Raw genomic sequence first — 23,912 nt, 5'->3', positions numbered from 1 at the left:
GTATTGCTGAGTCATATTATTTTCCTTGGGTAATCAATGTTTTTCACGGTATTAGCGCGATAGCGCATTCTCGGTTATGCAACTAAACGAATGATTTGCTACAGGCTGATTTGAGGCTTTATTGGATACAGCCCAGTATCAAACCTGATTGCGCCTAGCGCATTTATTACTGGTTGTATTGGGTAAAACTGCGTAAAAAATAACCCCAAATCTACTAGAGATTTGAGGTTGATGACTATTACAAAATTTGTTCTTTGGTTGCTAAACCATGCAATTTGGTTACTAATTTCTCTTCTTTCATGCGAGAGAAACCAGGGATTTTGTGCAATTTGGCTAACTCCCTTAGTCTTTTTAAAGTTAGGGTTTGTAAATCTTCCAAACTTGCTAATTCTGGAGAATCGGGAATATTTGTTACTTCTGAGGAAGAGTGATCAGGTGTAGGAGAATCAGTTGAATCGGTGATTAGTTCTGCTGTGTCGCAGGGAATAATATCATTGCTGTCACTGCTATGATCAATATCTTCACTCACCACAGTTACAGTATCGCTACTAGCTTCACTAGGAGTTTCATCTGGTGGTGTAATAGATTCAGATGATTCGGGTAGAGCGATCTCTTCTGGCAGTGTCTTTTGTGTGATCGCCTCAACTACTAAATTATCCTCAATCTCTTCGTTTACGGTAGGTACTGTATTACCACTATCTTCACCAGGAGTATCATCTGGTGGTGTAATAAATTCAGGTGATGTTTGAGCGAACGCATCCACTACTGAATTATCCTCAATCTCTTCGTTTACGGTAGGTACTGTATTAGCACCATCTTCACTAGGAGTATCATCTGGTGGTGTAATAGATTCAGATGATGTTTGAGCGATAGCGAAGCGCTGCTGCAAGCAGTTCGCCTCAACTACTGAGTTCTCCTCAATATCTTCGTTTACGGTAGGTAATGTATTACTACCAGCTTCACTAAAAGTTTCATCTGGTGACGGAGTGATTTCAGAGGGTGAAGTAATTGCATCACTACTCCTGAGGTTAGGCGTTTCTGTATCCCCGCTTGTGTCACCAAGAATTTGCTCAATACTGGCTACAGTGGGTTCTTTTAAAACAGTGATTCTGTGGAAATTTCCCACTTTTCTAACTGAGATTCTTGCCCCAGCCGTACGGAGTCTTGTTGTCAAGTCGTTGAGCAGGAGAAATGCTACATCCAATTGACGGTAATTATTGATAATGGCACTCATGGTTTTTTGTTTGATTTAGTTCACCACAAGAGCGCATAGCGCAATCCTTTTGTCCAAAAATGTTGTTTGGTATCTTTGATGATGTTTAGACAGATTGCGTTAAAAATGTAGTTTTTGGTGTTAGTCAGGAAATAATAAAACTTCCCATACCAATCGAGGAGAGGCCATTTTCAACAGAGAGTTTTTGGCATCTTCCAATTTCAACAGCCAATTTTGAACACTGAGAAATTCCTTCCAGCAATGTTGCAGGTAATCTATCAACCATAGTTGTTGATGAAAATCTAATTGCACTTCAATATCTTTGGCGATACTTAACGCTGTTAACAGATTGCTAGGTGGTTGAATTAGTTGTTGCAAAATTGATTGTGGGATAGATTGGAGTTGATCATGGTAAGCGATCGCATACCCTGGAGAACCACCCGCAAACTGTATAACATTTGGGTGATTGAGAATTTCAGAACGTCCCACATTTTCTAAAACTGTGGTCATTTGGGCGTTGTTTAGTCGCTGGAAAGGAATCAGTTGACAACGGCTGGTAATTGTAGCCAGTAACCTTTGGGGTTGGGATGAAATGAGGATAATTGTGGCGGATATTGGCTCTTCCAAGGTTTTCAGCAGTGCATTAGCAGCAGTGGGTGGCATTCTTTCAGCATTTTCTACCACGACAATTTTGTAAGGTGCAATTAGAGGAGAGGTAGCCAGAAATTGGGTGATTTCTCGAATCTGCTCAGTTCTAATTTGGGATGGAGATTTTCGCATTACCCCAGAAGCTGCTATTTCACTTTCACTTAATAACTGTTTTTGGTGTAGGTATGTTGGTTCAACCCATAAAATATCAGGACAGTTAGCTAGGTTTTGGATGTTGAAAATTTCAGCGATAAAGCATTTAGCAGCTAATGATTTTCCTACTCCCTCTGCTCCAGCAAACAAATAAGCGGGGACAATTCGGTTGTGTGTAATTGCACCTTTGAGTAAAGATACTGCTAAATTTTGACCAATGATTTTTGATAACTGCCAGTTTTCTGCAATTGGCTGTGTAGATTCGGAATCTATACTTTGAGAAGGTTCACAAACAGAAAGGTCTGTTGTGAGATGAAGTAGATCAAGTTGTTTCATTTTTTGAGTATTTGAAATGGTTGATTAGACATCTCCAGAAATTTAATAGCCTTCCAACAACCGGAGCATTTTAGGTTAAATTTCCGAGGTGTTGATTGCATTTGCAAGAAGTAGTACCTACGAGCAAAGTTTGATAATTTGAGTTTGCAATGCGAGTTTTTCATCTACACCAGACTTCAGCATTAGCTCTAGTTCCAACAGCATTTTCAAACTATTTTTCAGCTTGTTTACACAACAATTAGCAACCTCTTGGCGGATGTAATACAAGCGTTTGGGATTTTTCAAGTCTGCAAATTGGGCTATTTTATTGTCGTCTTGACACCCGGTGATGATCATCTGTTTGACGGTTAGCCAAGTGCGAAAGGTAGTAGTCAGGGTAGCGGTAATTTTTAAAGCTGGTTCGTTACAGTTAATTAAGCGATCGCCAAATTCCAATGCTTGAGCAATGTTACCCAAGCGAATGGCGTTGGCTAGTTGTAAGCTATTAGCAGCACTTTCTGAGACTAATTCTTTCACCATATCCCCATTAACTGTTTTACCCAAAGCATAAGTTTTGAGCTTTTCTAGTTCGGTGAATATCAGTCGTGTATGATTGCCTGTGTAATCAATCAATACTGTGTAGGCATCAGTGGTGAGTGTTACACCTACTTCGTCAGCTAAAGTACGAACTTGCTCTATTAATGCTTGGGTTTGCCATTGGGGAATGAGAGAAAATTCCTGTACCTGTGAGTATTCCAGTAGGAGTTTAACTGATTTATTTCTTGCGTCAGGTTTGTGAGTGTTGGTGATCAGGAGGGTATTTGTTGAGGGAATTTTGGGGAGAATGGACTCCAACTGCAACAAAATTTCTTTTGAACAAATTCCCAGTAATGTGCTGTTGGGCAAATGTACTAATCTTCTTCCACTTCCAACTGGTGGTGTCATGATATCGGATAATGCTTGAGGAATGGTTTCTTTAGATTCTGGGGGGTATTCTGTATAGTTGAAGTTTGACCATTGTTGATCTAGAGTGTGGGTTTTTAGTTGTTTGATGGTGCGATTTAGAAAGAATTCGTTTTCACCACAGTATAAGTATGTTGGCATGGTAGTACGGTAATACAATTGTCGTACATGAGCGTAAGCTCTAGACACACTATAATTTTGTCTGCACGGGAAAGTAGGAAGTTAACGAAATGGCACTGTTGTGCAATGCTTTAGGGACTTCAAATGCAGTGAAGACAAGTTTATAAAAACATTAATATTGTTAAGTAATATTTCCCCAACAGTATCCAGTATCAAAATTTTTTAAACAATGAGTTTTTTTAGGTAAAAATGCGAAGATTTTACTCAACAGTTTTTGTAATTTTGTAAAGATTACCCCTCTTTTGTCACTTTCTGGGAGGACTTATGCTATTTTCATGAAAATTTATACAGATGAGATGTTGCTAATGACGTTGTTTGAGGACGTATCTAATGGGGATGGGGATACCGCAAAAATGATTTATAAAGTTACTTTGATTAATAAATCCGAAGGACTGAACACAACTATTGAGGTTTCTGAAGATGAGTATATACTTGATGCTGCTGAGGAAAAGGGTATGGATCTGCCATATAGTTGTCGAGCAGGAGCTTGCACTACTTGCGCTGGTTTGATTGTTGAAGGGATAGTTGATCAGTCGGATCAAAGCTTTTTAGATGATGAGCAGATTGATGCTGGTTATGTATTGACGTGTGTAGCTTACCCTCTCTCGGATTGCACTATCGAAACTCATAAAGAACAGAACTGGTGGTAGTAAATAGGTAAAGAATGAGTTACGTAAACCACAAAAATTAGTACTTTGTATTTAAATTATATGCCGAATTCAGAAGAAGATATTTTTGATGCTCTGGCTAGTATTAATCAGCTTGGAAATCCATCTAAACGTGCACAAAAACTAGTAAATTTAGTTCCTGATCTAACAACGCCTAATTTACTCTCAGAAGCACTAAAAATAGTTGCTGAAATTAGTAACTCAGGGGCATCTGCTTTTGCATTATCAAAGTTAAGTTCTCGTTTAAATGCGGATCAGATATTAGAAGCTCTTAAAATAGCTAGTAGCATTAGTCAACCGAAGTCACGCGCTAGTGCTATGGCTACCTTCAATTCGCGGCTCACTCCTGATTTAATGCCGAAAGCTTTAGGAGTAGCCAGAGAACTTATTTCTACCAAAAGGTATGATACCTGTGCAGAGTTTTTAGTAGCAATAATCCCACAATTGTCTCCCGACTTACTCCAGGAAGTTTTGGCAATAGCCAAAGAACTTATTTCTAGCAAAAGTTATCATGCCTGTACAAAGTTGTTAGTAGCAATAATCCCACAATTGTCTCCCAACTTACTCCAGGAAGTTTTGGTAATTGCTTATGAAATTAATGATAGTGACGCAAGGAATAACCGTATTCATGCACTCACTGAGCTTAACAAGGTTTTAGAACAGTTTTCCAAGTCTCATAATGCTGCTCCTCACCGAGCCACAAAAAATGAGGAAATAGATAGACAGTTTTGTGGTGTTCCACGTGCTAGGGCTAAGATCCTGGTGTTACTTTACTATTATTTGGAAGGAGAACAACAATCTCAAGTTTTTGAAAGACTACTAGAAACCATTGAAGAAGTTCCTGCTCAACCTTGTAAAGCAAGATCTCTTATGGCTCTAGCTCCATACCTACCGAAGAACTCAGCTAGGAGAGTAACAGAAAGAGCTTTCATGATTGTAAAAGAGATTGTTGAAGATATTAGTATTAGTAAAGATATTCAAGAATTTAATAATCATTGGTTTAGAGAACAGATTGATGGTGCAAAGATTCAGGAACTAGAAGGCCAGTTTCATACTCTATCAATCTCAACTCTTTTAAGCGAAACCTTAAGTATACTTGAAGGTACTGAGAGACTCCTGTTTGGCGATGATAGATGGTGGAAGCCAAATATGATCGAGGGATTACCGCCAGTACCAATACCATCACCTCCTCCTGAATATGGTGTTGGAGATGTTCTTGGAGATGTTTTTGAAGAGTTACAGAATTCTCCTGAATATGATGTTGAAGAATATGATGTTGAAGAATATGATGTTGAAAAGTTAACGCGATCAGCAAAATTCCGTCAATATGATGTTGAAGAATATGATGTTGAACAGTTAACGCGATCAGATATAGCAGAATTCCCTCAATTCTCCCCTGACCCTAACACCCAGGTGAATACTACTCCTCAGAACCTCATAAGATATCCAAACCTTGATTGTCCTGACAAAACTATCCTTAATCAAAGATTTAGTTTAACCATTGAATTACTACTCGATAAGCCTGAAGACCAACCCGAACCTATATACGGTGTGTTATTTCTTCAGGAAACTGAAACTGACAACTTGCCAGAAGTTGAAGTTGTATTAAGCTATTCAGGATTCGATCTTGAAGGTAATAATACTCAAATTATGCAGGTTGAACGAGATGATGACTCAAGTGTGAGATTTGTTCTGATTCCGCGAAAACTAGGACAACAAAAAATCAAAGTTCAGTTCTATCAAAATGGAAAGCCTATTGGAAAAGCTATTCGTAACATCTTAGTCTCAGAACAGCCTGTAACCACAGAAGTTAGTCAACCTGATAAACCAATTGATATTGAGTTAAAAACTTCGCTAACTGTTCCTCCCCAAGATTTGGAATTGTTTATAGAACTAGACGATGATGGCTGTACGCTCTCCTTCTTCTTACATTCAGTGAAAGAAGAAATTGGCTATCGCCGTACTAAGGTTGGGAAAGTAACCCTTCAAGGTTCACCTTTAGAGAAAATGCAAGCAGTCTATAAAAAGATGAATCAATATGCTAGAACAATGCCAACAACTGCTGAAGATAGGGTATTGGCTGAGAAGCGTATAGAAGCAGAGGGGAATGATTTATGGGAAGAATTAATCCCAGAAAAACTCAAACAGGAATACTGGAAATTCAAGCCCCGTGTGAAGTCTATTTTAATTAATTCCGATGAACCGTGGATTCCTTGGGAAATGATCAAGCCTTTCCGAGAGAATGATGAGGGTGAACGGGAGGACGACCTATTTTGGTGTCAGCAGTTTTCGATTGCCCGATGGTTATCAGGAGCAGGAACAGTAGGTGAGTTTCATATTAAAACTGCAAGACCGATAGCTCCAAAACAAGAAAATTTGCCATCTTTACAGGAGGAAATTGCTTTTCTAGAACAGCTTTCTAGTCTAAGCCCTAATATTACTTCTCTAGCCTCTTTCAGCACTCCAACTCAGGTATTGGATAGTCTGAAAAATGAAGACTTATCAATTATGCACTTTGCCTGTCATGGATTATTTGATTCAACTTCACCCAATGATTCTGCAATTAAATTATCCGATGGTTCATTGTATCCTTCAGATATCCGAGTCCGTTTTGGAGGAAAGCGTCAGCGTCCATTAATTTTCATTAATGCTTGTCATGGAGGACGTGCAGAGTTTAGCTTTACAGGTTTAGGTGGATGGGCAGAGAGAGTGCTTAAAGCCCAAGCTGGAGCTTTTATTGGTGCTATGTGGGAAGTGAGCGATAAACTAGCCCTTCAGTTTACTAAGTCTTTTTATACGGCACTTTTGAAAGACAATAAGACAATCGCAGAATCTTTCCGTCAAGCACGGGAAGAAATACGACAGGCTGCCCCTTATAATTCAACTTGGTTAGCTTACACTCTTTACGCTGATCCAGAAGGAAGAGTAAAAAATTAAACTTTCATTCAAGTACATTACAGATTCAAAACAGGTAAATTTTATATGTCACAAATTGATAGTCTTACGGAAAAACTAGCAGAGTTTGACGATAATCAGTTGATGCTACATCTAGGGATGTGTGCCGAAGGCATTAGTGAAGATATTGAAGGTCAAACAAGAAGCGCTTCTCTTGATTCCATCGATCTCAATCTCTATCAGATCACCAGAGGCAATGTAGACACGATGAACTTTGGACAAAGGCTATTCAAACGCCTGAATGCTGCATCTTATGAGCTTTTGTGCAAAGATCCATTTGATGATGGAGAAACCTTAAAAAAACTGAATGAAGCTTTGAAAGACAGTACTGCAAAAGCTGCTGGATTTCTTGCTCCTGTTTTAGTTGCTAATCTGGGTTTGGCTCCTGCTGTAGCTGCGATTGTGGCAACTTTAGTTATCAAAACCTTTGCCAAAACCATCAGTGATGAGATATGTGCTACATGGAAGCAAAACCTTGAAGCCTCTGAAAGTAGCACAACATAATCGTTGTAGCGAGCAGTCACTAGGCACATATAGTCGTTGGGGGAAGTATCAATGTACTCATACTGCATTCGGCAAAATGAGTGCAATTGGCAAGATTTACCCTGCATACTTCTTCCCTCAAAACAGACTCAACTGCTTTCCCACATCACCTTGAGGCTCAACAACCGAAAGTAACTCATCCCGTTTTTTAGCTATCAACTCCAAATAATACCCACTGGAATAGGCTTCAGAATTAGTCAACCCCATAATTCCTTGATAAAACGTCACAACATCCCCAGTATTACCCAGAACCAAAAGAGCCTTTTCACCCTTCTTAATTTTCCGAGTAACCTGTAACCGTTCCACAGGAAAATCACCAAAACGAATAACCTTTGTTAATTCCTGGTAATATTGTTCTGCCTTAGCCTTTGACAGAAGATATTGTGTCAGGTAGTTCAAAGGAAACTCCTTTTCTAGACGAGAACGATCGCGTTTCCGCCATGAACCCTTAGTAGTAATTTTACCATCTTCATGCCAGATAATATAATTCTTAGCTCCTCTAGAGGGAACAAACATCGCTTGAGCAAGAATTTCCAACTCAATTTTGATACCCGTAGGTAAAGCATTTTGCAGCTTTTCAAATATCAGCAGAGGTTCAGAGTGGGAGAAGAACACACCATCAGTATCACTTTCAACCTGGATACCTCCCGCTTTTTCAATCACATCAATCATGAATCGCAGAATCCGTCTACCATAAGCTGTAACCAGTGCAGCAGCTTCCATATCGTTAAAACCAACACCAGAAGTCCCATAAAAGCCAAACAACGAGTTGATTAACACTTTGAGAGCCGCTTCAGCTTGTTTAGCAGCTAAATCTCCAGCTTTTCCTAATTCCTTGAGTCTGAGTCGTTCCCTGGTGAGATAATCGAGAATACTTAAACCCACTCGTTGCGTATCCTTGCGGGAGCAAATACCATATTTAAGCATAATGCTGGGATACAGACTGGAAACATCAATTTTGGCGATATGTTTATGTAAACCTGGTACAGAAATTACCAGTCCTCCCTCAAATTTCAACTTCAGATCAGCAGTTGGTTTGTAACCTGGATATTGTCTTTCTAAAACTCGCTGCCATTTAGTACCATTACCAGTGAGCGATAGTTGTTGTAAATTCATCCCTGGTACTATCAGCGATTCATAGTAATAGGAAGGAACTAATTTATCAGCAATTAATTTCGTATCTTCCAAGTCATAAATTAGGTATTTTCTGATTTTTTCCCATCCTTGAGAACCTGCACCTTCACCCCAACAATGTTGAATTTCTTGGGGAGTTAAAACTAACCTAGCAGATTCTCGCAATCCCATTTCTATGACTGCACTTTTTAGGGAATGTTGATATAATGCTTTATTGACAAAATCCCATCTCAGGACGCAAATATAAACATCAATATGTTGGCTGTTGCTGATGAATATTTCGGAAATATTCATAGGCTTGCCAAATACCTGTGCTGTTTTGATAATTCTCGATTGCTGAGAAATATTAAATGGATGAGATATGTTATTGATTAGACATCTAGTAATGATAAATGGAAAATCAAATTCTGTACCGTTGTATGTGAGAACTACATCAGGAGATATAGACTGAAAATAGGAAAGAAATTGGCAGAGTAATTTTGATTCATTTTCATCCATAAATACAAAATACTCGCCTAATTCATTCATACAACCAATAGCGAAAATTCTATCTTTACTAGGAATCAGCCCTGAAGTTTCAATGTCAATAACCATTTGCTTCAGGGCATTGTAAGGTTTAATGGTCTGTAAAGGTTGCCAGGATTGATAAAGTGTATTATCTGTGTAGAAGATGTTTAATTTATCTTCGACAACGGTAATTTGATTATCGCTTTTGGTGATAAAATGACGATGATTGTAATTAATGTTCATTGTAATTATGAGTTATTTACTAATTGTTTTTATCTTTTGATTTTGAAAAGAATGAATTTACATCTATAACGGCATTAGCCGCTAATATTAAAAAAGCCTGTTACAAATAGATTTTCAAAATAATCGCTATGGTAATTTTATAATGTAATTCCAAATTAATATGAAACTCCATAGAGTAAAATATCAGAAATAATAGAACGCAGATGAACGCAGATAAACACAGATGAAGATGGAATAATGAAATTCATGATTCTGTGCAGCCTCACATAAAATTGGTGTAAGAAATTAGGGACTTCCAAATAAAAATATGTCCCAAAACTAACGCAAAAACCCTCTCTATTTCTTCTCTCTCTTTGTTCTCTGTGCCTCTGTGGTTCTTTTGTTGATTTATTGGGATAATTTGTTTCCTGGAAGTCCCTTAACTAATTTAGGAATTAGTATGTGATGGAAAATTTAAAAGCCATTCATCGTGAATGGTTGGTTATATAGCAATCCTAAATTATTCTGAAAATTGACATTTATTATCTTTCCACCTCTGGGTAAAGCTATTTACATAAATGAATTTTCAAAAATTAGATAAGATTGCTATACTAATTCATAGAATGTTATCGAGAAGAGGATAACTGTTGTACCGTTTCTACCCAAACAGGAGCTTTCTTACCATTGACTGGAATCAAGGAATTCCAACGTTCTTGCAGGGATTCAAAACTCATATTTGGTAATTTCTGTTGTCCCCAAGCGATCGCATCAGCAGGTGTTTTCCAATTCGTCCAAGGTGGATTTTCAGCAATGGGAATAAATTGACTCGAATTTGTAGAATTAGCAGCAGGTAGTAAACCTAAAATAGCAACTTCTAACCATAATTGTGGTTGAGTAGATAATTTTACCTGCACTTCACATTGTCTCAGGTGCTGCTGTGCTGCTAAGATAGTTGTAGTCTGCCAATCTTTAGCTATTTGACACAATTGTTGCCAAGTATCTTCAGTTAGCATCACCATTTCTTTACTGCTAGGAGATGTTTTAGCAATCAACATATCTCGATAAAAGCTGGTGAGATTTTGCAGAATTACTAAAGGTTCTTTACCCCATTCCAACAAATTCCGAATAATATTAATTACGGAATCGCTATCATTTTCAACAATTCTTTCCACCATTGTTAGCAACTCATATTCAGGCACATTTCCCACCATTTCCCATACCCAATTTTGGTCAATGGTGATATTTAGTAAACTCAATTGATCCAGTAAACATTGACTATCGCGCAAACAACCAGAAGAGAGTTGTGCAATCAAACGTAATGCTTCTGGAGTAATATCAATTAATTCCTCATTCACAATTTGGTTGAGGTGTTGTATCATATCCTCCACACCAATTCTCTTGAAATCGAACCTTTGACAACGAGAAATTATTGTTGCAGGAACTTTGTGAATTTCTGTGGTGCAGAGAATAAACACTACATTCTTTGGTGGTTCTTCCAAGGTTTTGAGTAAAGCTTGAAAACCTTGTGAACTGAGGCTATGCACTTCATCTAAAACAAACACCTTGTAGCGGCTGTTGACAGGTATAATGTGAGTGCGGTCAATAATTTGTCTGATATTTTCAACACCAGAGTTACTAGCAGCATCTATTTCTACCACATCCAGAGACAAACCTTTGGAGATGCTGGTACATGAATTGCACTGGCCGCAGGGTGTGGGAGTGGGAGAATTATCATGTTGACAATTGAGAGATTTAGCAAAGATGCGTGCGCTGGAAGTTTTACCTGTACCTCTGGGACCAGTGAATAAGTACGCCGGGGCAATTCTTTGGGATGTGATAGCATTGGTGAGAGTAGTTGCGATCGCTCTTTGACCAACAAGTTCAGTAAAAGACTGAGGGCGATATTTCAGGTGAAGTGGTTGATATGTCATGTTTTTCAAAAGTAGATATGTTGAATTTCCCCAAGCTTATGTATCAGTAACAAGCTTGGGGTGTGAGTAATTTTTGGTGTGATTGTTAAAACAGATTTGATGTAACGAACCACAGAGGTACAGAGTACACAGAGACAAGAAAGTTTAAGAGAGATTTTTGTAACTTTTGACTGACAAGTATTGAGATGTGCTTAGTAAATCTAAACCACTACAATTTTTGATTCAGTTATCCTATGCAGCAGCAACTTTCTTTTTCCTTCCTTTAGGTTTAGAAGTAGAATTTGCAGAAGTTTGAGAATTCGTTTTAGTGTTTGCTGTGTTTTTCTGTCGAGAAGAATCTGTGTTCATCAGATTATTCTTCTCCTTGACATCTTCTTCCGTATTCCCACCTTTAGCAGCTACATTTATTTCCTCATTTACTTCAGTTACAGAAGAAATATTTTCTGTAACGATAACTTCTTCATCATCTGAAGTATCTTCTTCCATAGCTGTGCTGTTATTACCAATAAGTTGAACCGGCATCACCAGAATTAATTGATTGAGAATACCATCAACAGGAGTAATAACCACAGGAGTTGTAGTTTGGTTGATATGAATCAAGACCTCATTTGTAGGTAGGAATTTGAGAGCTTGTTCCATATATTTGATATTAAAACCCATGACTAATTGTTGCTGATAACCATCTTGAGGTTTAATATTCAAAGATTCCACAGCACCACCTATATCTGAAGATTCAGTAGATAAAGTTGCTTGTTGATGCTGATAGTCACAGGTAATCTTGACAATTTTATTCTTTTGGTCAGCTACAATTCCCACTCTTTTTAAAGCATTATCAAATAATTTCCTATCAACAATAAATTGATGTTGAAATTGCTGGGGAATTAGAGATGAATATTTGGGATAATCTCCTTCTAATAATCTGGTGGTAATTTGGATATTGGGTAATGTAAATACCGCAATTCCATTGTCGATGTTAATAGTACATTCGCTGTTATCTCCTACACTACCTAAAATCTTTTGTAATTCTATTAGTGTAGGTTGAGGAATTGTGACTTCTACTGTATTTGAATCAGCTTCAATTTGTGCATTTTCTGTCAATTGTTCATCTGTTTCTATCGTTCCAGAAACAACTGCTAATCGATGTCCATCTGTTGCTGCTGCTTCCCAACTACTATTAGTAAATTGAAAATGAACTCCAGCTAAAACTTGTTTATTTTCATCATGACTAGCAGCAAATAATGTTGCTTCTAATGCTTGTAACAACTTAATTGCTGGTAATATAATATTCTTCCCTTCAATTTCTGGTAAAGATGGAAACTCTTGAGGACTAACCGTTTGAATCCGACATTTACCGCAAGAGTGAGTAATAATGGCAGCATTATCTACAATTTCCAAAGTAATATCTTGTTTGGGAAGACTTGAAATTACCTGGGTGAATAATTTAGCAGGTAAAGCAATTTTACCTTCTAGTTCTATTCTGGATTTGCATTGAACTCGAATTCCTAAACTCAAATCAAAAGCAGTCATTAAAATTTCTTGTTCGTGCTTATCCGCAACCAACAATATATTGTTGAGTATAGGGTGATGAGGTTTGTTAGGTACAGCGTAACTAACCAAGTTAAGGGTATCAGCCAGGTCTTTTTGAGAAATTGTGAATTTCATAATTTTGGGTTACTTGATGTCAATAAAGCCATGAAATAAGAGGTGCTTAGTTTATCACTAAACACCTTGATTCACCCTGTACTTTGTATACAGAGTAGTTATGTTCTGGAATTCATGTTTGGCAAGTTTCAATTAATCGCTAAAAACCATCAATATCAAAGTTGTTAGCGTTTTATTACAGATGAAATTTTCTCAATTTTTACGATTTTTCATCATCTGCTTAGTTTGAAGTGGTAATTTATTACAAATCATTGTGTAAATTAGTAAATTAATAAAAAAGGTCTGTTTATGAACCTATTTCTACTGTGTGAGATTTGCCGTTATGACTTGGAGAAACTGGGATGAGACTATGAGTATTTAACTGTTCAATCTCATTTGTAATTTGCTGTTGTCGTTGTTGAGAAAGAGATTGATAAATTTGTTGAAGAACTTTGATGGTTTCTCGTACTTGGTGAAGACAATCAGTATTAAAATTTAATGTTACGGTTTCTCCATCTTCAAAAAATGAACAGGATTGGTTATTACCATTGTTATATGAACTGACATAAGTGTCTTTGGTAATATTGGCTGTAAATGAATGAGATAGTTTCATAGTTTGATAGAGATTGTACAATTCTTAGCAAGAAAATATGATGATTTAATTAACAGTGAAGGCGTTTTATGTATACATTATTCTGTTGATATACACCTCTACAAAATTAGAAACTTAATCTAAAATAGAGATTACGCCTTCTGATTAAAATCATCAAATACTTAGCGCGTAGCGCATAATAAATTAGTTGTTTTGGTGTCAAATAATTTATTGCTTGAACTAATTTTGTTGATTTTTAATCTGGTTTTATTGGTTTATATCTAGTTCGGCTATTTGAATTATTACCTCTGTTGGTACATTCCAACATTTACATTCCCAATTTTGACTTAATCGTTCCGCTTTTCTCACATAAATAGTCAAATTTGTTGTATTTTCAAGAAGCCATTTTTTAAATTGAAGTGCCTTTTCTTCAGTTTCAAAACCGAAGTATGTGACTTTTCTTTGTCCCAAAGGATTAGTAATAGTCGCGACTCTAGTTGAAAGGATATTGAGAGTCCATCCACTTGCACTCAGTTGTACTTTAGTAATGTTGAGCATTGATTTTATTTGTGGTAGTTTAATTTCAACTTTGGGAACAGGCTTTAGATATTCGGTAGTCGCTTTTTTTTGTTTTACAAATATTTCTCAGAACTTACGAAAATATCTTTTAATACTAAATTTATATGAAGCGGCATAGAATAAAACAACAAGAATAATTGACCGCAGATGTAGCTTGCTTCCCGAAGGGTACGCAGATAAACACAGATAAAGATGGATAAATCAATGGATTTCAGTATTCTGTGCAGCCTCACATAAAATTGGTAAAACCCTCATTCTCTGTGTTCTCTGTGCCTCTGTGGTTAGTCACAAAAACCTAAAATAGACAAAAAATGAGATTTTAAAAGATTTTCTTACGTAAGTGTTATAAATAATCTTCTCCCTTGAATTTCTCCAAGGAAGAAGCGCGTCAGCGAAAGTGATTTAATCCTGTAGTGCTAAACTGAAATTGAACGACTTGGTGAAATTATTTCGTCATTTGTAACTTTTGCAGAGAATCTACACAGGTATATAGTGAACGACAAGAACCTGTAGTATTATGGAAATAGGTTGCAAATTTTCTCAAACTTCCAGTTAATGTTAATGCCAGCAAATACTCCGCAGCAATAACAGCCACCTGTTGATTAACAAATAAGCTTTGGCGGTTTCGTGCTTGAATTTCAGCACACGATAAACTTGTTGAATTTAATTCTTCAGGTAATGGTGTGAGCAGTTCTGGATGTTGCTTAGAAGGACTAGGAAGATTAATGCAAAAGTTCGGTTTTTGACGATTATCAAAAGCAGCTTCTAAGGTAAATTGGTTAGTAGAACCAAGCACTACTTGTCCAGAACTAGAAACAGCATGATTACCGCAATCTAACCACCAAATTTGTGGTAGAGAACCTGAGTAATTTTGGTCTAAGCAACTGCTAATTTCAGCACGCGCAGCAGCATTATCTACACAACCGATAATAACTGTTAACTTACGCCATCTGACTGATATAATCTTTTTAGTGAATGGAATAGCGATCGCTCTGACTTGTACTCCCAATCCTAAACTGTATCTAGCTGCTAGAACTTCCGCTTTGTATAACCCAATCTCTGACTGTTGAAAATTCTGCCGAGGAATGTTTTTAGGTTCAATGATATCTGGGTCTACAGCTATACAAGAAGTGGTTTTGTTGCTGTTTGCTTCAATCTCCAGCATCAGTCTAGCAACCGACGGAATCAAAAAACCCCCTGTCCCACCAGCACCCACAATTATGAACTCAACGTGATTATGTGCAGGTAGCATAAGCGGGACAGAGTGAGCAAAAGATAGGTCTAATTTCATCATGGTGTAATATCTCTGACATCAAATCCGTTTTGTAGCGGTATCATTCCTTGAATTTTACCTCTGCGTTCTCTGCGTCTCTGCGTGAGATTTAAAAATGTGGTTCATTTACCTGAAAATAGCTGTAATCATTCAGATGCTACTGAATTGGAATTGCTGACAGCTTGGTAAATCAAATACCCAGTTAGCAGGGATTTGCCAAAAGTGGCTGTATGTACCCAACCGCACGCAGATATGAGGATTAGTGAAAATCTCACCCAAAACAGCGAAGATTCTAAACTTTCCAGCTTCTTCCTCGTTGTCAGTAGCAGAAAATTGTGCGCTCATACTGTGGTGACTGTGTATCTCAATCATCGCAGTCTGATATGATAAGCTTGTTGCCCCTACTGGAGTTACACTGGTAGATGTGGCAGTTTGTTCTGGGGTGTGCAGATACCACTCCCCGTCCGTAAAGCAGAGATAGAAGAGTATTTCTTGGTGTCCCACATTTTGAGCTAACTGTAAAATTTGCAACACTAACCTAGCGGAAACCAAAGGATATTGCAGGTGAAAGTACGGTGTGAGATGGGGTAAACCGCGAATACTGCATTGGTTGATAGGAAAGCACGCAGATAGTCCTTGACGTGCAGCACGGATAAACACTCCGTTCCCAGCTACCCAGTATTCCATCATTTTGCCTGTTATTGGTGGTAAGTCGGTGTTGGTGGCAAATTGATAATTGATGAGTGTCGGCATGGTCATGAGATAATAAGCTCAATTGCAGTGGTGATGGTTTTGTTACCCCAAGGCACTAAATCCCGCGTGGGGTATCTTTTAGATTTGTTGTTGTGTAGTTGCTGTAAATGCGATGGCTTCGCCCGCCAAAGGCAACGCACATCTTCAGGATATGATTTAGATTTACCCTGCACAAAATCTTGATTGAAAGGACTATGCCAAAACAATTCCCATACCTGCATGATATTTTCAGGGGAACAATGGGGAACAGAATTTCCACCGAAACAGATAGAACCGTTCTCCATCACGTTTGGTAATGGTGCATAAAATAGGGGAGAATTTTGCTCGAATTTCTTAATAGCCCAAATCCAATATTGACGATTACATCCGGCAAATATTAACCCCGGCATAGGTATTTTAAAAGTCGTATTTTCCAAGGAGATGCAATAACGTTGTGGTGGATAAAACTGCACTAACCATTCTCCTTTGTGACATCTTCCCCACCTCACGGTATTTGTTGGTAAATAACCTGAGTCAATGGGTTCAGCAGCAAAAGCTTCTCTCAACGCAGCAGGAGCGATAAATTTGTAATTTGTCGTTTCTCCTTCTTTATAAACTAGAAGGTATTGTCCTGGCAGAAATAACAGATGTGCTAGTGTTTCTGCATGAGTAGTTTGGTTGATAATTGAATGTGAAATATCACCGATGTTGAGTTGAGGTAAAATGTTAGTTAATACCGTGCTTTGTTCCATAGTTTGATTACCTGTTTTCTATGGTCAATAGAAGATTCAATCCATTCGGAAAACTCTGTCATTTTCTGGCAATATGTTTGGCATAATTGCCATTGTTCGGCTAAATATTTCAGCACTGCTTGTTCCCAATCAAATGAGACATATTCTTCATGGGTGACATTTAACCAAATACATTCTGTACTGTGGTCAATGATAGATATGACATCATAAAGTAGAGACAAAGGTGATGTTGTTTGTTGACAAAGTGATGAAAGTTTATCCCAATTGATTTTATCCACCGTTACCAATTTATGAGGAATGAATCCAAAGCAAGAATTCCAATCTTCTTGAGGATGTCCATAACCTATAATTGATAATAGAAATTGTTCTGTAAGGCTGAGTTCTTCTAAACTTATTTCCCACCAATCTATGTTTTGGGAGTAAACGGGAATTTCTGTGTACCTTTCTGTGCATTCCCGAAAGTCTTCGTGGTAATCTATGGGAAATAACCACTCATTTACCAGTTCCAAAAACTCAATTTCTAAGTCACTGTAAACACTGGGATGTGAATGTTGTCTCAAGGGAGTTGTTGAAGATGACCATTCATTGGGGAATAGTTCTTTGTAGAGACTGAGGTAATTAATTTGTTCGCTGAGTTCTTCTAAATACCAAATTCTCTCTTGCACAGTTTGGGGAATCTGGTATTTTTTTAAAGACTCAGCAGCCAATTGATATTGAGACTGCATTAGAAGCCGGAAATTGGTATTTCTGAAGGTATAGGAGGAGATTTTTTGAGAATATTTAAACTCTTGTCTAATTCAGTTTGCCATTCTCTCCCAGTGGTAATTGCTGTTTCTATTTCATCTTGTAATAACAGCAGATTTTCGATATTCAGATGACCTTGAATTTCTAACATTTTGATTTGCCAACTTAATAGTAAAGCTGGGTTAAATTGATGTTCGCTAGTAATTAAAGTTTGGAGGATATCACCTAAACCTTTAGTACCTGCTTTCTTGACCATGCGAATTTGGGTAATTCCATCTTTATCCGTTCGCGTAATTTCTGCATGAGCAATTTCTGGGTAGAATGGTGTCAGGGCATTGCGGAGAGTTTCGTCAGTAGCTGCAATTTCATCAGCTATGGGTATTTCTTGACCTTCAATCATCAAAATGTACGGCATCTTAAAACAGTGTTAATTGATTAGATGGATTAGCTTTGTGAGTATTAGTTGGTGGTAAATCAGGAGGATTGACAATTTTGTTATTCTCTGATGGCTTGACAGATAGTTTCTGTTTTTGAGCTTCTTTTTGTTGGGCTTGTTCTGCCATTTGTGGTAAAATAACTTTTAGTTTCGTGAGAACTTCAGCTATTACTGGATATTGCTCAATTTCATTTAGTGTAGTAATTTGCATGACTGGTGGTTCTCCCTTGATTCCAGCCGTGATAAACACTTGTCGTAAATCGTGCTGATTTGCTGGTAAAATTTGGATGCCTAAGATGATAGTGTTGCTATCAAAATCAAATCTATTTTCTTTTTCAGATGCTACGTTAACAACATCAGTTTCTGTGAATGCGGTGGTGAAATCACCATCGTTATCGTCAGCTTCAACATCTGCATCCACAATTTGTTGAGTTTCAGTTTTTGACATAATTAGTAGTTAGGAAAGATTAGCTAAACGGTGTAAAATCTGCATATTCATTCCCCATTTTCTGAAAGATTGCCATTTGTATTCGCACTCCCCTGGTGTGTATTTAGCTGATAGCTGACTCCATTCCTCCCAAGCAGAAAGCAGGGTAGGATTGACTGATTTCAAAGCCATTCCTACCTTGATCCATGAATCATATTTATCTGCAAAGCGAGGATGAATAATTTCCAGTAGTAGCAGTGCTGTTTCTGTATCCTCACCTGTAAATTCTGGATTTGTTGGTAAAAAGTTACTATTTTTGTGGTAATCTCTTTTTGGTGATTTCGCACGTTTGGTCATCTGTTCAATTATCCAAGATGGTGCGATCGCTACTTCAATTTGGTCAGGACGACAACCACTCAGCCAACGATAATACCCTGTTTGTGGATGAATACTGGGGGGAAGTATTGATGGTAGTTTAGTACCTCTAAATTCTAAAACTTCACCAGGGGCGGTGGTGATTTTACGGGATTTGAGTTGAGGATGATTGTTACCTGGCAATTTCAGTAAATATTGCGCCCTTCCTGGTCGTCCTGATGTAAATGCAACTGTGGTGGGGAGTGGTTGATGAGCGATAATTGCTGCATGGGCGCTGTATCCATCACAGTCTATGGCGATTAAAAATTCCTGGGAGTTTTGACCGCAAAGGACACCTATACCTGTGGGGGTTACTTTGTAAAAACCGTGATGGCGGTTTCTGACTGGTACTTTCTCATATTGCTGGAGTTGGTTCAGCAATGTTTGAGGAGACCAGGAATGCTGTTCCCATTGATACCCTAATGGTCTTTTTCCCTGGGTGGGGATGATAGGCCAGTGTGGGGGGAGTAGTTTGAGGGTGTCAATTAGTTTTTGGGTTTGTGGTTTTTTTTCAGCATAGGATTTTAATTTTGGTTGGGGTTATAAAAGGGATAAAAAGCTGAAAATAAATTGCTACGCTGCTTTTGCAGGATTTTTGCTTTGTTCAAAGAGTATGAAATCAATAACCATATTAGTATCAAATTTTGATTTACTACTTATGTCTGCGTTAGCAGACTATAATTTTATAATTAATGATCAAATATTAATTTTCAGTGAAAAGACTTGACAAAGAAGCGAAAAAAGCAACTAGATGTTGTATTTTAGTTGTTTACGTAGATTTCAATGACTAATATTTGAATTTATGCAGCAAAGGTTCTTGACTCAAGTTTTACCAGGACTAGCAGCCGTCACCGTATCCTCTCTTTTGACTTTAGGAATGTCTCTAAGTGAACCAAGTTATGCCAGAGGTAACAAATTTTTCTGTACCCAAGAGGAAAATGTACCAGTTACCAAGGTTCGCGGTTCACGGGGTTCTGAGACTTTTCTGCGTTGGGTTGTCAAAGATTTTAAGAACTTCCCACCCCAGAAACGCTGTCAAATTGTTACTGCTAAATTACAACGATATTATGATCAAGGTAAGTTGTTTTTTACTGGCAGAAAGAAGTTTAACGGCTATCCAGTTGTATGTATTGCTAATAAAGAAGGCGCACCTTGTACAGTCGATAATTTATTAGTCACTCTTAAACCGGGAACTGATTTTGAAGAAGTGCTGGTAAGAATGACCGATTTCCGTCGAGGTGCAGGTGATTCTCCAATTAATTTAAGTGGATGTAATCTGATCTCCTACGATGATGAAGGTAATATTTACATAGATGTGAAAAAATTGCTAGATAATGAAACCTGTACTAATAATTAGGTACTGACAATCATTAAATTCCTTGATATTCACGATTTATTTTCTCCTTGGGAAATTGGATTATTTTCCTGTCAAAATTCAAAGTTTAGCATTTAACATTTTTGGAATTAATGTCAAACAGGAATTGGTATTGGTTTAGAAGTAAAATTATTTATACTCTAGGATTAGTGATCTGTCTTGGTGGTGTTTCCTTAGCAATATCAAGACAGCAAAGCATTTCTAGTAATTGCAATATTTCTGAATGTCCAATACCAACACCCTCTCAGTCTGAACCTACCCTAACTGTAGAGCAAATACAACAATTAGCACAAAATATAACAGTAAAAATATCAGCAAAGCAATCACCACAAACCTTACTAGGTTCAGGTACTTTATTAAAAAAAACAGCCAATATTTATACAGTCATCACTAATGCTCATGTCTTAAGAGCCGCTAAACCACCCTATCAAATTCACACCGTTGATGGATTTATTTACAATGCTGCTGTCTTAACTAAGGCGAAATTTCCCCAAGAGGATTTAGCTGTGTTGCAGTTTTCCAGTCCTAATGTAGTTTATACAGGAGCTAGGTTAGGAAATACCTCTAGTCTGCAAGTTGGGGAGCAGGTGTTTGTGGGAGGATTTATATCCAGAGGAACTGCTGATGATATTCCTGAGTCAGAAGTGAAAACAGTCAAAAATAGCTGGTATCGGTTTGTGTTTACTGCTGGTGAAGTTTCCATTTTACTGACTAAGCCCTTAGTGGGAGGTTATCAGATTGGCTATACTAATGATGTTCGTAAAGGCATGAGTGGCGCACCATTGTTAAATATAAATGGTGAAGTTGTGGGTATCAATAGTTTACACAAAAACCCACTATGGGATAGTTCAGAAGTATATCAAGATGGTTCTCAACCAGAACCACAAGTAGAAAAAATGATTATAGATTCTAGTATGGCTATACCTATTAATCAACAGGTTTTACTACGTCATTTGGAGAATAACTGATGAGGTTTGGCAGTATCTTATCATCAGTCTTACTCACTACAACAATTGTCATTTTTCCGTTGAATGGTATAGCAGCATTATCACGTCAAGAAGTTTATCTCATTGCCCAAAAAATAACAGTTCGTATTGATGGTACTCAGGTTGGTTCTGGTATTATCATCAAGCGCAAAACTAATAGCCAAGCTTCAACTTATACTTATACAGTATTGACTAACTGGCACGTTGTCAATTTAGAAGGTAAGTACACAGCTCAAATATATAATAGTAGACCAAATACACCGTATACACAGTATACCTTTAGCCATCGGCAAGTAAAACAATTGGGAGATGTGGATTTAGCAGAGTTTACCTTTACCAGTAATCAATATTATGAAGTAGCAGAAATGGGAAATTCTGAGCAAATGACTGTGGGAGAAACTATCTATGTGATTGGTTTTCCAGAACTAGCTTTTGGACTGACTGAACGCAAAATTCACTTTGGTTCAGGGTCTATTAGTGGACCACCACAAAAACCAAATAAAGACGGTTATACTTTGTCCTTAGAGGTTGCGGTTATCAAGGGCAAAAGTGGTGGACCGATACTTGATGCAAATGGCAAGTTAGTTGGTATTTACGGTCAGTCGTCCAGAAATATTAATAGTCGTAATACTGATGGTATTGCGTTAGGTATTCCGTTGAAGACCTATTTACAACTTACTGGAACACGGATAAATCCCAGTCCAGCAGTTACAAAAGTTCCCAGTCGAACTACCACCAAAAATCCTCCTCAACCAGTTACTAAAATTCCCAGTCCACCAGTTACAAAAGTTCCTAGCGTTCCTTTCACCCTAGCGAAAACCCTACCTGGAGATTTTTTCCTGGTAACAGCTATTGCGTTGAGTCCCAAGGGCGAAATTCTCGCTAGTGGCAGTAAGAATGGAAGTATTGAACTATGGAATATAGCTACAGGAAGCAAAATCCGCACTCTTCAAGGACACTCCGACCGAATTGAGTCGCTTGCTTTCAGTCCAGATGGTAAAACCTTGGCTAGTGGCAGTAATGACGAGACGATTAAACTGTGGAATGTCGCTACAGGAACGGAAATTGGCAGCCTTCAAGGAAGTTTTTTCTCGGTTTATTCTGTCACTTTCAGTCCAAATGGTAAAACCTTGGCTAGTGGCAGTAGTGATGGGACTATCAAGTTGTGGGATGTGTTCACAACCAACGAAAGACTCACCCTAGCAGGGCATACTACTAAGGTTAATGCTGTGGCCTTCAGTCCTGATGGGAGAATTTTGGCTAGTGGTAGTTCAGACAATACAATCAAACTATGGAATATAGATACGGGAACAGAAATCCGCACTCTTACAGGCCATTCTAACCGAGTTAATTCTGTGGCTTTTAGTCTCAAAGAGAGAATTTTAGCCAGTGGCAGTGATGACAATACAATCAAACTATGGAATATAGATACAGGAACAGAAATCCGCACTCTCACAGGTCATTCTAACCGAGTTAATTCTGTGGCTTTTAGTCCTGAAGGGAGAATTTTGGCTAGTGGCAGTGATGACAACACAATTAAACTGTGGAATGTGGCAACGGGAACACAAATCCACACTTTGACAGGTTATGCTGACACCGTTGATTCTGTCATTTTTAGTTTAGATGGTAAAACTCTGGCTAGTGCGAGTAGAGAAAGTAATATTAAAGTTTGGCGGGTGTCTAAGTAGATAGGATAAGTAGGTTGTTAATTTTTTTCAGTTGTAAAAACAACACTGGAAATAGATATTTATTATTTAGACAAACCTATACAAGACCTCAGTTACTCTGATATAGGAGTGTTACGAAATACAGCATTGTAGGATCTCCAGTAATCAACATAAGGATTAACTTGCACTTCAATTGCTGCTATCTCTTTAACTTGTGTTGGTACTTCTTTAAAGGTAGCTATTGCTTTCAGAGGAATACCTTTAAGCATCCTTGTTTGAGCAGAATTATCTCCTTTACTTTTGCCTATTTGTGCTTGCCGACACAAATGCTCACTGCCATACAAGTCAAACATCTTACTTCTATAGCAGTTAAACTCTACATCACTATCTTGTTTAGCGGTTAATAAAAAGTAACAATTCACGGTAGAAGAGGAACGCTTACAGCCTTGCAAAGTTACATTAATATGTTCAAATTCTAAAGTTTGATTTTTGACACTGCTAGGTTTTTGAGAGTTCTGCTGAAGTCTGCCGCATACAACATTACCACTATCGGTAACAACACACGCCCTTTGTGCTGCTACTGGATGACTAGAAACGAGTAGGCTGGTTAAAACTACACCTGTGAGAGTGCTAACTTTGGTGAGGTGACGAATGGTACGCATAATTTAATGATGGTAAACATGGGATTATTTGTTAAGTTTATCACTTTTGATTATAGTAATGTACTTTGTTTTTCATTGATTTTACATAGCTTATTCAATATTTAATAATACATTAAATAAATTTATGTTGCTTTTAAAGACCTTAAATCAAGCATTTACGGTACTTTTTCGGTTTTTTCTAAAGGCAACATACACAGTGA

Annotated in this window: 22 protein-coding genes; 6 read left to right on the top strand and 16 right to left on the bottom strand. The window is 37.7% G+C overall.

The window, feature by feature from the left end; translation table 11 throughout:
- Positions 1 to 238 precede the first annotated feature (238 nt).
- From H6G68_RS21670 to holA, 3 genes are all read right to left on the bottom strand, one after another.
- Positions 239 to 1,234 carry a hypothetical protein gene (locus H6G68_RS21670; RefSeq protein ID WP_190908495.1) on the bottom strand — a complete coding sequence of 332 codons (996 nt, stop codon included), beginning with the start codon at positions 1,232 to 1,234 and terminating at the stop codon, positions 239 to 241.
- A 120-nt stretch (positions 1,235 to 1,354) separates the two neighbouring features.
- Entirely contained in the window at positions 1,355 to 2,350 is a 996-nt protein-coding gene (locus tag H6G68_RS21665; protein WP_190908494.1) for an AAA family ATPase, read from the bottom strand.
- 117 nt (positions 2,351 to 2,467) lie between these two features.
- The gene (holA, locus tag H6G68_RS21660) at positions 2,468 to 3,433 is read right to left on the bottom strand and encodes a DNA polymerase III subunit delta (protein WP_190908493.1); all 966 of its coding nucleotides are present in this window, start codon (positions 3,431 to 3,433) and stop codon (positions 2,468 to 2,470) included.
- 392 nt (positions 3,434 to 3,825) lie between these two features.
- Between holA and H6G68_RS21655 the strand changes: the two genes are divergently transcribed.
- The 3 genes from H6G68_RS21655 to H6G68_RS21645 are packed head-to-tail and all read left to right on the top strand — an operon-like array spanning position 3,826 to position 7,599.
- Positions 3,826 to 4,122: a 2Fe-2S iron-sulfur cluster-binding protein gene (locus tag H6G68_RS21655; protein ID WP_190908497.1), complete on the top strand. Its 297-nt coding sequence runs from the start codon at positions 3,826 to 3,828 to the stop codon at positions 4,120 to 4,122.
- 60 nt (positions 4,123 to 4,182) lie between these two features.
- A complete protein-coding gene (locus tag H6G68_RS21650) occupies positions 4,183 to 7,077 on the top strand; it encodes a CHAT domain-containing protein (protein WP_190908492.1) in 2,895 nt (964 codons plus the stop codon).
- Between the two features lie 45 nt (positions 7,078 to 7,122).
- Positions 7,123 to 7,599: a hypothetical protein gene (locus H6G68_RS21645; RefSeq protein WP_190908491.1), complete on the top strand. Its 477-nt coding sequence runs from the start codon at positions 7,123 to 7,125 to the stop codon at positions 7,597 to 7,599.
- A 117-nt stretch (positions 7,600 to 7,716) separates the two neighbouring features.
- Here H6G68_RS21645 and H6G68_RS21640 read toward each other — a convergent pair whose 3' ends face one another.
- The 12 genes from H6G68_RS21640 to H6G68_RS21585 all read right to left on the bottom strand — a co-directional run bounded on the left by H6G68_RS21640 (position 7,717) and on the right by H6G68_RS21585 (position 19,472).
- Entirely contained in the window at positions 7,717 to 9,522 is a 1,806-nt protein-coding gene (locus H6G68_RS21640; RefSeq protein WP_190908490.1) for a 3'-5' exonuclease, read from the bottom strand.
- A 605-nt stretch (positions 9,523 to 10,127) separates the two neighbouring features.
- On the bottom strand, positions 10,128 to 11,432 hold the full coding sequence (locus tag H6G68_RS21635; protein WP_190908489.1) for a DNA polymerase III subunit gamma/tau: 1,305 nt from the start codon (positions 11,430 to 11,432) through the stop codon (positions 10,128 to 10,130).
- A gap of 231 nt (positions 11,433 to 11,663) precedes the next feature.
- Positions 11,664 to 13,094, bottom strand: a complete 1,431-nt coding sequence (gene dnaN, locus H6G68_RS21630; protein WP_190908488.1) for a DNA polymerase III subunit beta — start codon at positions 13,092 to 13,094, stop codon at positions 11,664 to 11,666.
- Between the two features lie 286 nt (positions 13,095 to 13,380).
- Positions 13,381 to 13,686 carry a hypothetical protein gene (locus H6G68_RS21625; protein ID WP_190908487.1) on the bottom strand — a complete coding sequence of 102 codons (306 nt, stop codon included), beginning with the start codon at positions 13,684 to 13,686 and terminating at the stop codon, positions 13,381 to 13,383.
- A gap of 246 nt (positions 13,687 to 13,932) precedes the next feature.
- Positions 13,933 to 14,223: a hypothetical protein gene (locus tag H6G68_RS21620; RefSeq protein ID WP_190908486.1), complete on the bottom strand. Its 291-nt coding sequence runs from the start codon at positions 14,221 to 14,223 to the stop codon at positions 13,933 to 13,935.
- Between the two features lie 466 nt (positions 14,224 to 14,689).
- On the bottom strand, positions 14,690 to 15,538 hold the full coding sequence (locus H6G68_RS21615) for a ThiF family adenylyltransferase (RefSeq protein WP_190908485.1): 849 nt from the start codon (positions 15,536 to 15,538) through the stop codon (positions 14,690 to 14,692).
- Between the two features lie 129 nt (positions 15,539 to 15,667).
- Positions 15,668 to 16,276, bottom strand: a complete 609-nt coding sequence (locus tag H6G68_RS21610) for a hypothetical protein (protein ID WP_190908484.1) — start codon at positions 16,274 to 16,276, stop codon at positions 15,668 to 15,670.
- Positions 16,273 to 17,001, bottom strand: a complete 729-nt coding sequence (locus tag H6G68_RS21605; RefSeq protein WP_190908483.1) for a prokaryotic E2 ligase family D protein — start codon at positions 16,999 to 17,001, stop codon at positions 16,273 to 16,275. The genes H6G68_RS21610 and H6G68_RS21605 overlap by 4 nt, the downstream gene beginning before the upstream one ends.
- Positions 16,980 to 17,726 carry a hypothetical protein gene (locus H6G68_RS21600; protein ID WP_190908482.1) on the bottom strand — a complete coding sequence of 249 codons (747 nt, stop codon included), beginning with the start codon at positions 17,724 to 17,726 and terminating at the stop codon, positions 16,980 to 16,982. Before H6G68_RS21600 ends, H6G68_RS21605 begins: the two co-directional genes overlap by 22 nt.
- A complete protein-coding gene (locus H6G68_RS21595; protein WP_190908481.1) occupies positions 17,726 to 18,160 on the bottom strand; it encodes a hypothetical protein in 435 nt (144 codons plus the stop codon). The genes H6G68_RS21600 and H6G68_RS21595 overlap by 1 nt, the downstream gene beginning before the upstream one ends.
- Position 18,161: 1 nt before the next feature.
- On the bottom strand, positions 18,162 to 18,629 hold the full coding sequence (locus H6G68_RS21590) for a hypothetical protein (protein ID WP_190908480.1): 468 nt from the start codon (positions 18,627 to 18,629) through the stop codon (positions 18,162 to 18,164).
- Between the two features lie 9 nt (positions 18,630 to 18,638).
- Positions 18,639 to 19,472 (bottom strand): bifunctional DNA primase/polymerase, encoded by an 834-nt coding sequence (locus tag H6G68_RS21585; RefSeq protein WP_339327878.1) that lies wholly within the window; start codon positions 19,470 to 19,472, stop codon positions 18,639 to 18,641.
- A gap of 352 nt (positions 19,473 to 19,824) precedes the next feature.
- On the opposite strand from H6G68_RS21585, the gene H6G68_RS21580 reads away from it, so the two are divergent.
- The 3 genes from H6G68_RS21580 to H6G68_RS21570 all read left to right on the top strand — a co-directional run bounded on the left by H6G68_RS21580 (position 19,825) and on the right by H6G68_RS21570 (position 23,071).
- On the top strand, positions 19,825 to 20,379 hold the full coding sequence (locus H6G68_RS21580; protein ID WP_190908479.1) for a COP23 domain-containing protein: 555 nt from the start codon (positions 19,825 to 19,827) through the stop codon (positions 20,377 to 20,379).
- A 110-nt stretch (positions 20,380 to 20,489) separates the two neighbouring features.
- Positions 20,490 to 21,365 (top strand): S1 family peptidase, encoded by an 876-nt coding sequence (locus tag H6G68_RS21575; protein WP_190908478.1) that lies wholly within the window; start codon positions 20,490 to 20,492, stop codon positions 21,363 to 21,365.
- Positions 21,365 to 23,071 (top strand): WD40 domain-containing protein, encoded by a 1,707-nt coding sequence (locus H6G68_RS21570; RefSeq protein ID WP_190908477.1) that lies wholly within the window; start codon positions 21,365 to 21,367, stop codon positions 23,069 to 23,071. The genes H6G68_RS21575 and H6G68_RS21570 overlap by 1 nt, the downstream gene beginning before the upstream one ends.
- Positions 23,072 to 23,163: 92 nt before the next feature.
- Here the strand turns inward: H6G68_RS21570 and H6G68_RS21565 are convergent, their stop codons facing one another.
- Positions 23,164 to 23,712, bottom strand: a complete 549-nt coding sequence (locus H6G68_RS21565) for a hypothetical protein (RefSeq protein WP_190908476.1) — start codon at positions 23,710 to 23,712, stop codon at positions 23,164 to 23,166.
- Positions 23,713 to 23,912 lie beyond the last annotated feature (200 nt).

This window comes from Anabaena catenula FACHB-362, from assembly GCF_014698735.1.
Classification (GTDB): domain Bacteria; phylum Cyanobacteriota; class Cyanobacteriia; order Cyanobacteriales; family Nostocaceae; genus Anabaena; species Anabaena variabilis_A.
Note: the sequence above shows the minus strand (reverse complement) of the source record. Positions and strands in the feature narration are given on the sequence as shown.

What these genes read in the sequence shown, in the direction of transcription:
- H6G68_RS21670 (WP_190908495.1), bottom strand. Translation starts at nt 1,234, where the DNA reads ATGAGTGCCATTATCAATAATTACCGTCAATTGGATGTAGCATTTCTC.
- H6G68_RS21665 (WP_190908494.1), bottom strand. Translation starts at nt 2,350, where the DNA reads ATGAAACAACTTGATCTACTTCATCTCACAACAGACCTTTCTGTTTGT.
- holA (WP_190908493.1), bottom strand. Translation starts at nt 3,433, where the DNA reads ATGCCAACATACTTATACTGTGGTGAAAACGAATTCTTTCTAAATCGC.
- H6G68_RS21655 (WP_190908497.1), top strand. Translation starts at nt 3,826, where the DNA reads ATGATTTATAAAGTTACTTTGATTAATAAATCCGAAGGACTGAACACA.
- H6G68_RS21650 (WP_190908492.1), top strand. Translation starts at nt 4,183, where the DNA reads ATGCCGAATTCAGAAGAAGATATTTTTGATGCTCTGGCTAGTATTAAT.
- H6G68_RS21645 (WP_190908491.1), top strand. Translation starts at nt 7,123, where the DNA reads ATGTCACAAATTGATAGTCTTACGGAAAAACTAGCAGAGTTTGACGAT.
- H6G68_RS21640 (WP_190908490.1), bottom strand. Translation starts at nt 9,522, where the DNA reads ATGAACATTAATTACAATCATCGTCATTTTATCACCAAAAGCGATAAT.
- H6G68_RS21635 (WP_190908489.1), bottom strand. Translation starts at nt 11,432, where the DNA reads ATGACATATCAACCACTTCACCTGAAATATCGCCCTCAGTCTTTTACT.
- dnaN (WP_190908488.1), bottom strand. Translation starts at nt 13,094, where the DNA reads ATGAAATTCACAATTTCTCAAAAAGACCTGGCTGATACCCTTAACTTG.
- H6G68_RS21625 (WP_190908487.1), bottom strand. Translation starts at nt 13,686, where the DNA reads ATGAAACTATCTCATTCATTTACAGCCAATATTACCAAAGACACTTAT.
- H6G68_RS21620 (WP_190908486.1), bottom strand. Translation starts at nt 14,223, where the DNA reads ATGCTCAACATTACTAAAGTACAACTGAGTGCAAGTGGATGGACTCTC.
- H6G68_RS21615 (WP_190908485.1), bottom strand. Translation starts at nt 15,538, where the DNA reads ATGATGAAATTAGACCTATCTTTTGCTCACTCTGTCCCGCTTATGCTA.
- H6G68_RS21610 (WP_190908484.1), bottom strand. Translation starts at nt 16,276, where the DNA reads ATGACCATGCCGACACTCATCAATTATCAATTTGCCACCAACACCGAC.
- H6G68_RS21605 (WP_190908483.1), bottom strand. Translation starts at nt 17,001, where the DNA reads ATGGAACAAAGCACGGTATTAACTAACATTTTACCTCAACTCAACATC.
- H6G68_RS21600 (WP_190908482.1), bottom strand. Translation starts at nt 17,726, where the DNA reads ATGCAGTCTCAATATCAATTGGCTGCTGAGTCTTTAAAAAAATACCAG.
- H6G68_RS21595 (WP_190908481.1), bottom strand. Translation starts at nt 18,160, where the DNA reads ATGCCGTACATTTTGATGATTGAAGGTCAAGAAATACCCATAGCTGAT.
- H6G68_RS21590 (WP_190908480.1), bottom strand. Translation starts at nt 18,629, where the DNA reads ATGTCAAAAACTGAAACTCAACAAATTGTGGATGCAGATGTTGAAGCT.
- H6G68_RS21580 (WP_190908479.1), top strand. Translation starts at nt 19,825, where the DNA reads ATGCAGCAAAGGTTCTTGACTCAAGTTTTACCAGGACTAGCAGCCGTC.
- H6G68_RS21575 (WP_190908478.1), top strand. Translation starts at nt 20,490, where the DNA reads ATGTCAAACAGGAATTGGTATTGGTTTAGAAGTAAAATTATTTATACT.
- H6G68_RS21570 (WP_190908477.1), top strand. Translation starts at nt 21,365, where the DNA reads ATGAGGTTTGGCAGTATCTTATCATCAGTCTTACTCACTACAACAATT.
- H6G68_RS21565 (WP_190908476.1), bottom strand. Translation starts at nt 23,712, where the DNA reads ATGCGTACCATTCGTCACCTCACCAAAGTTAGCACTCTCACAGGTGTA.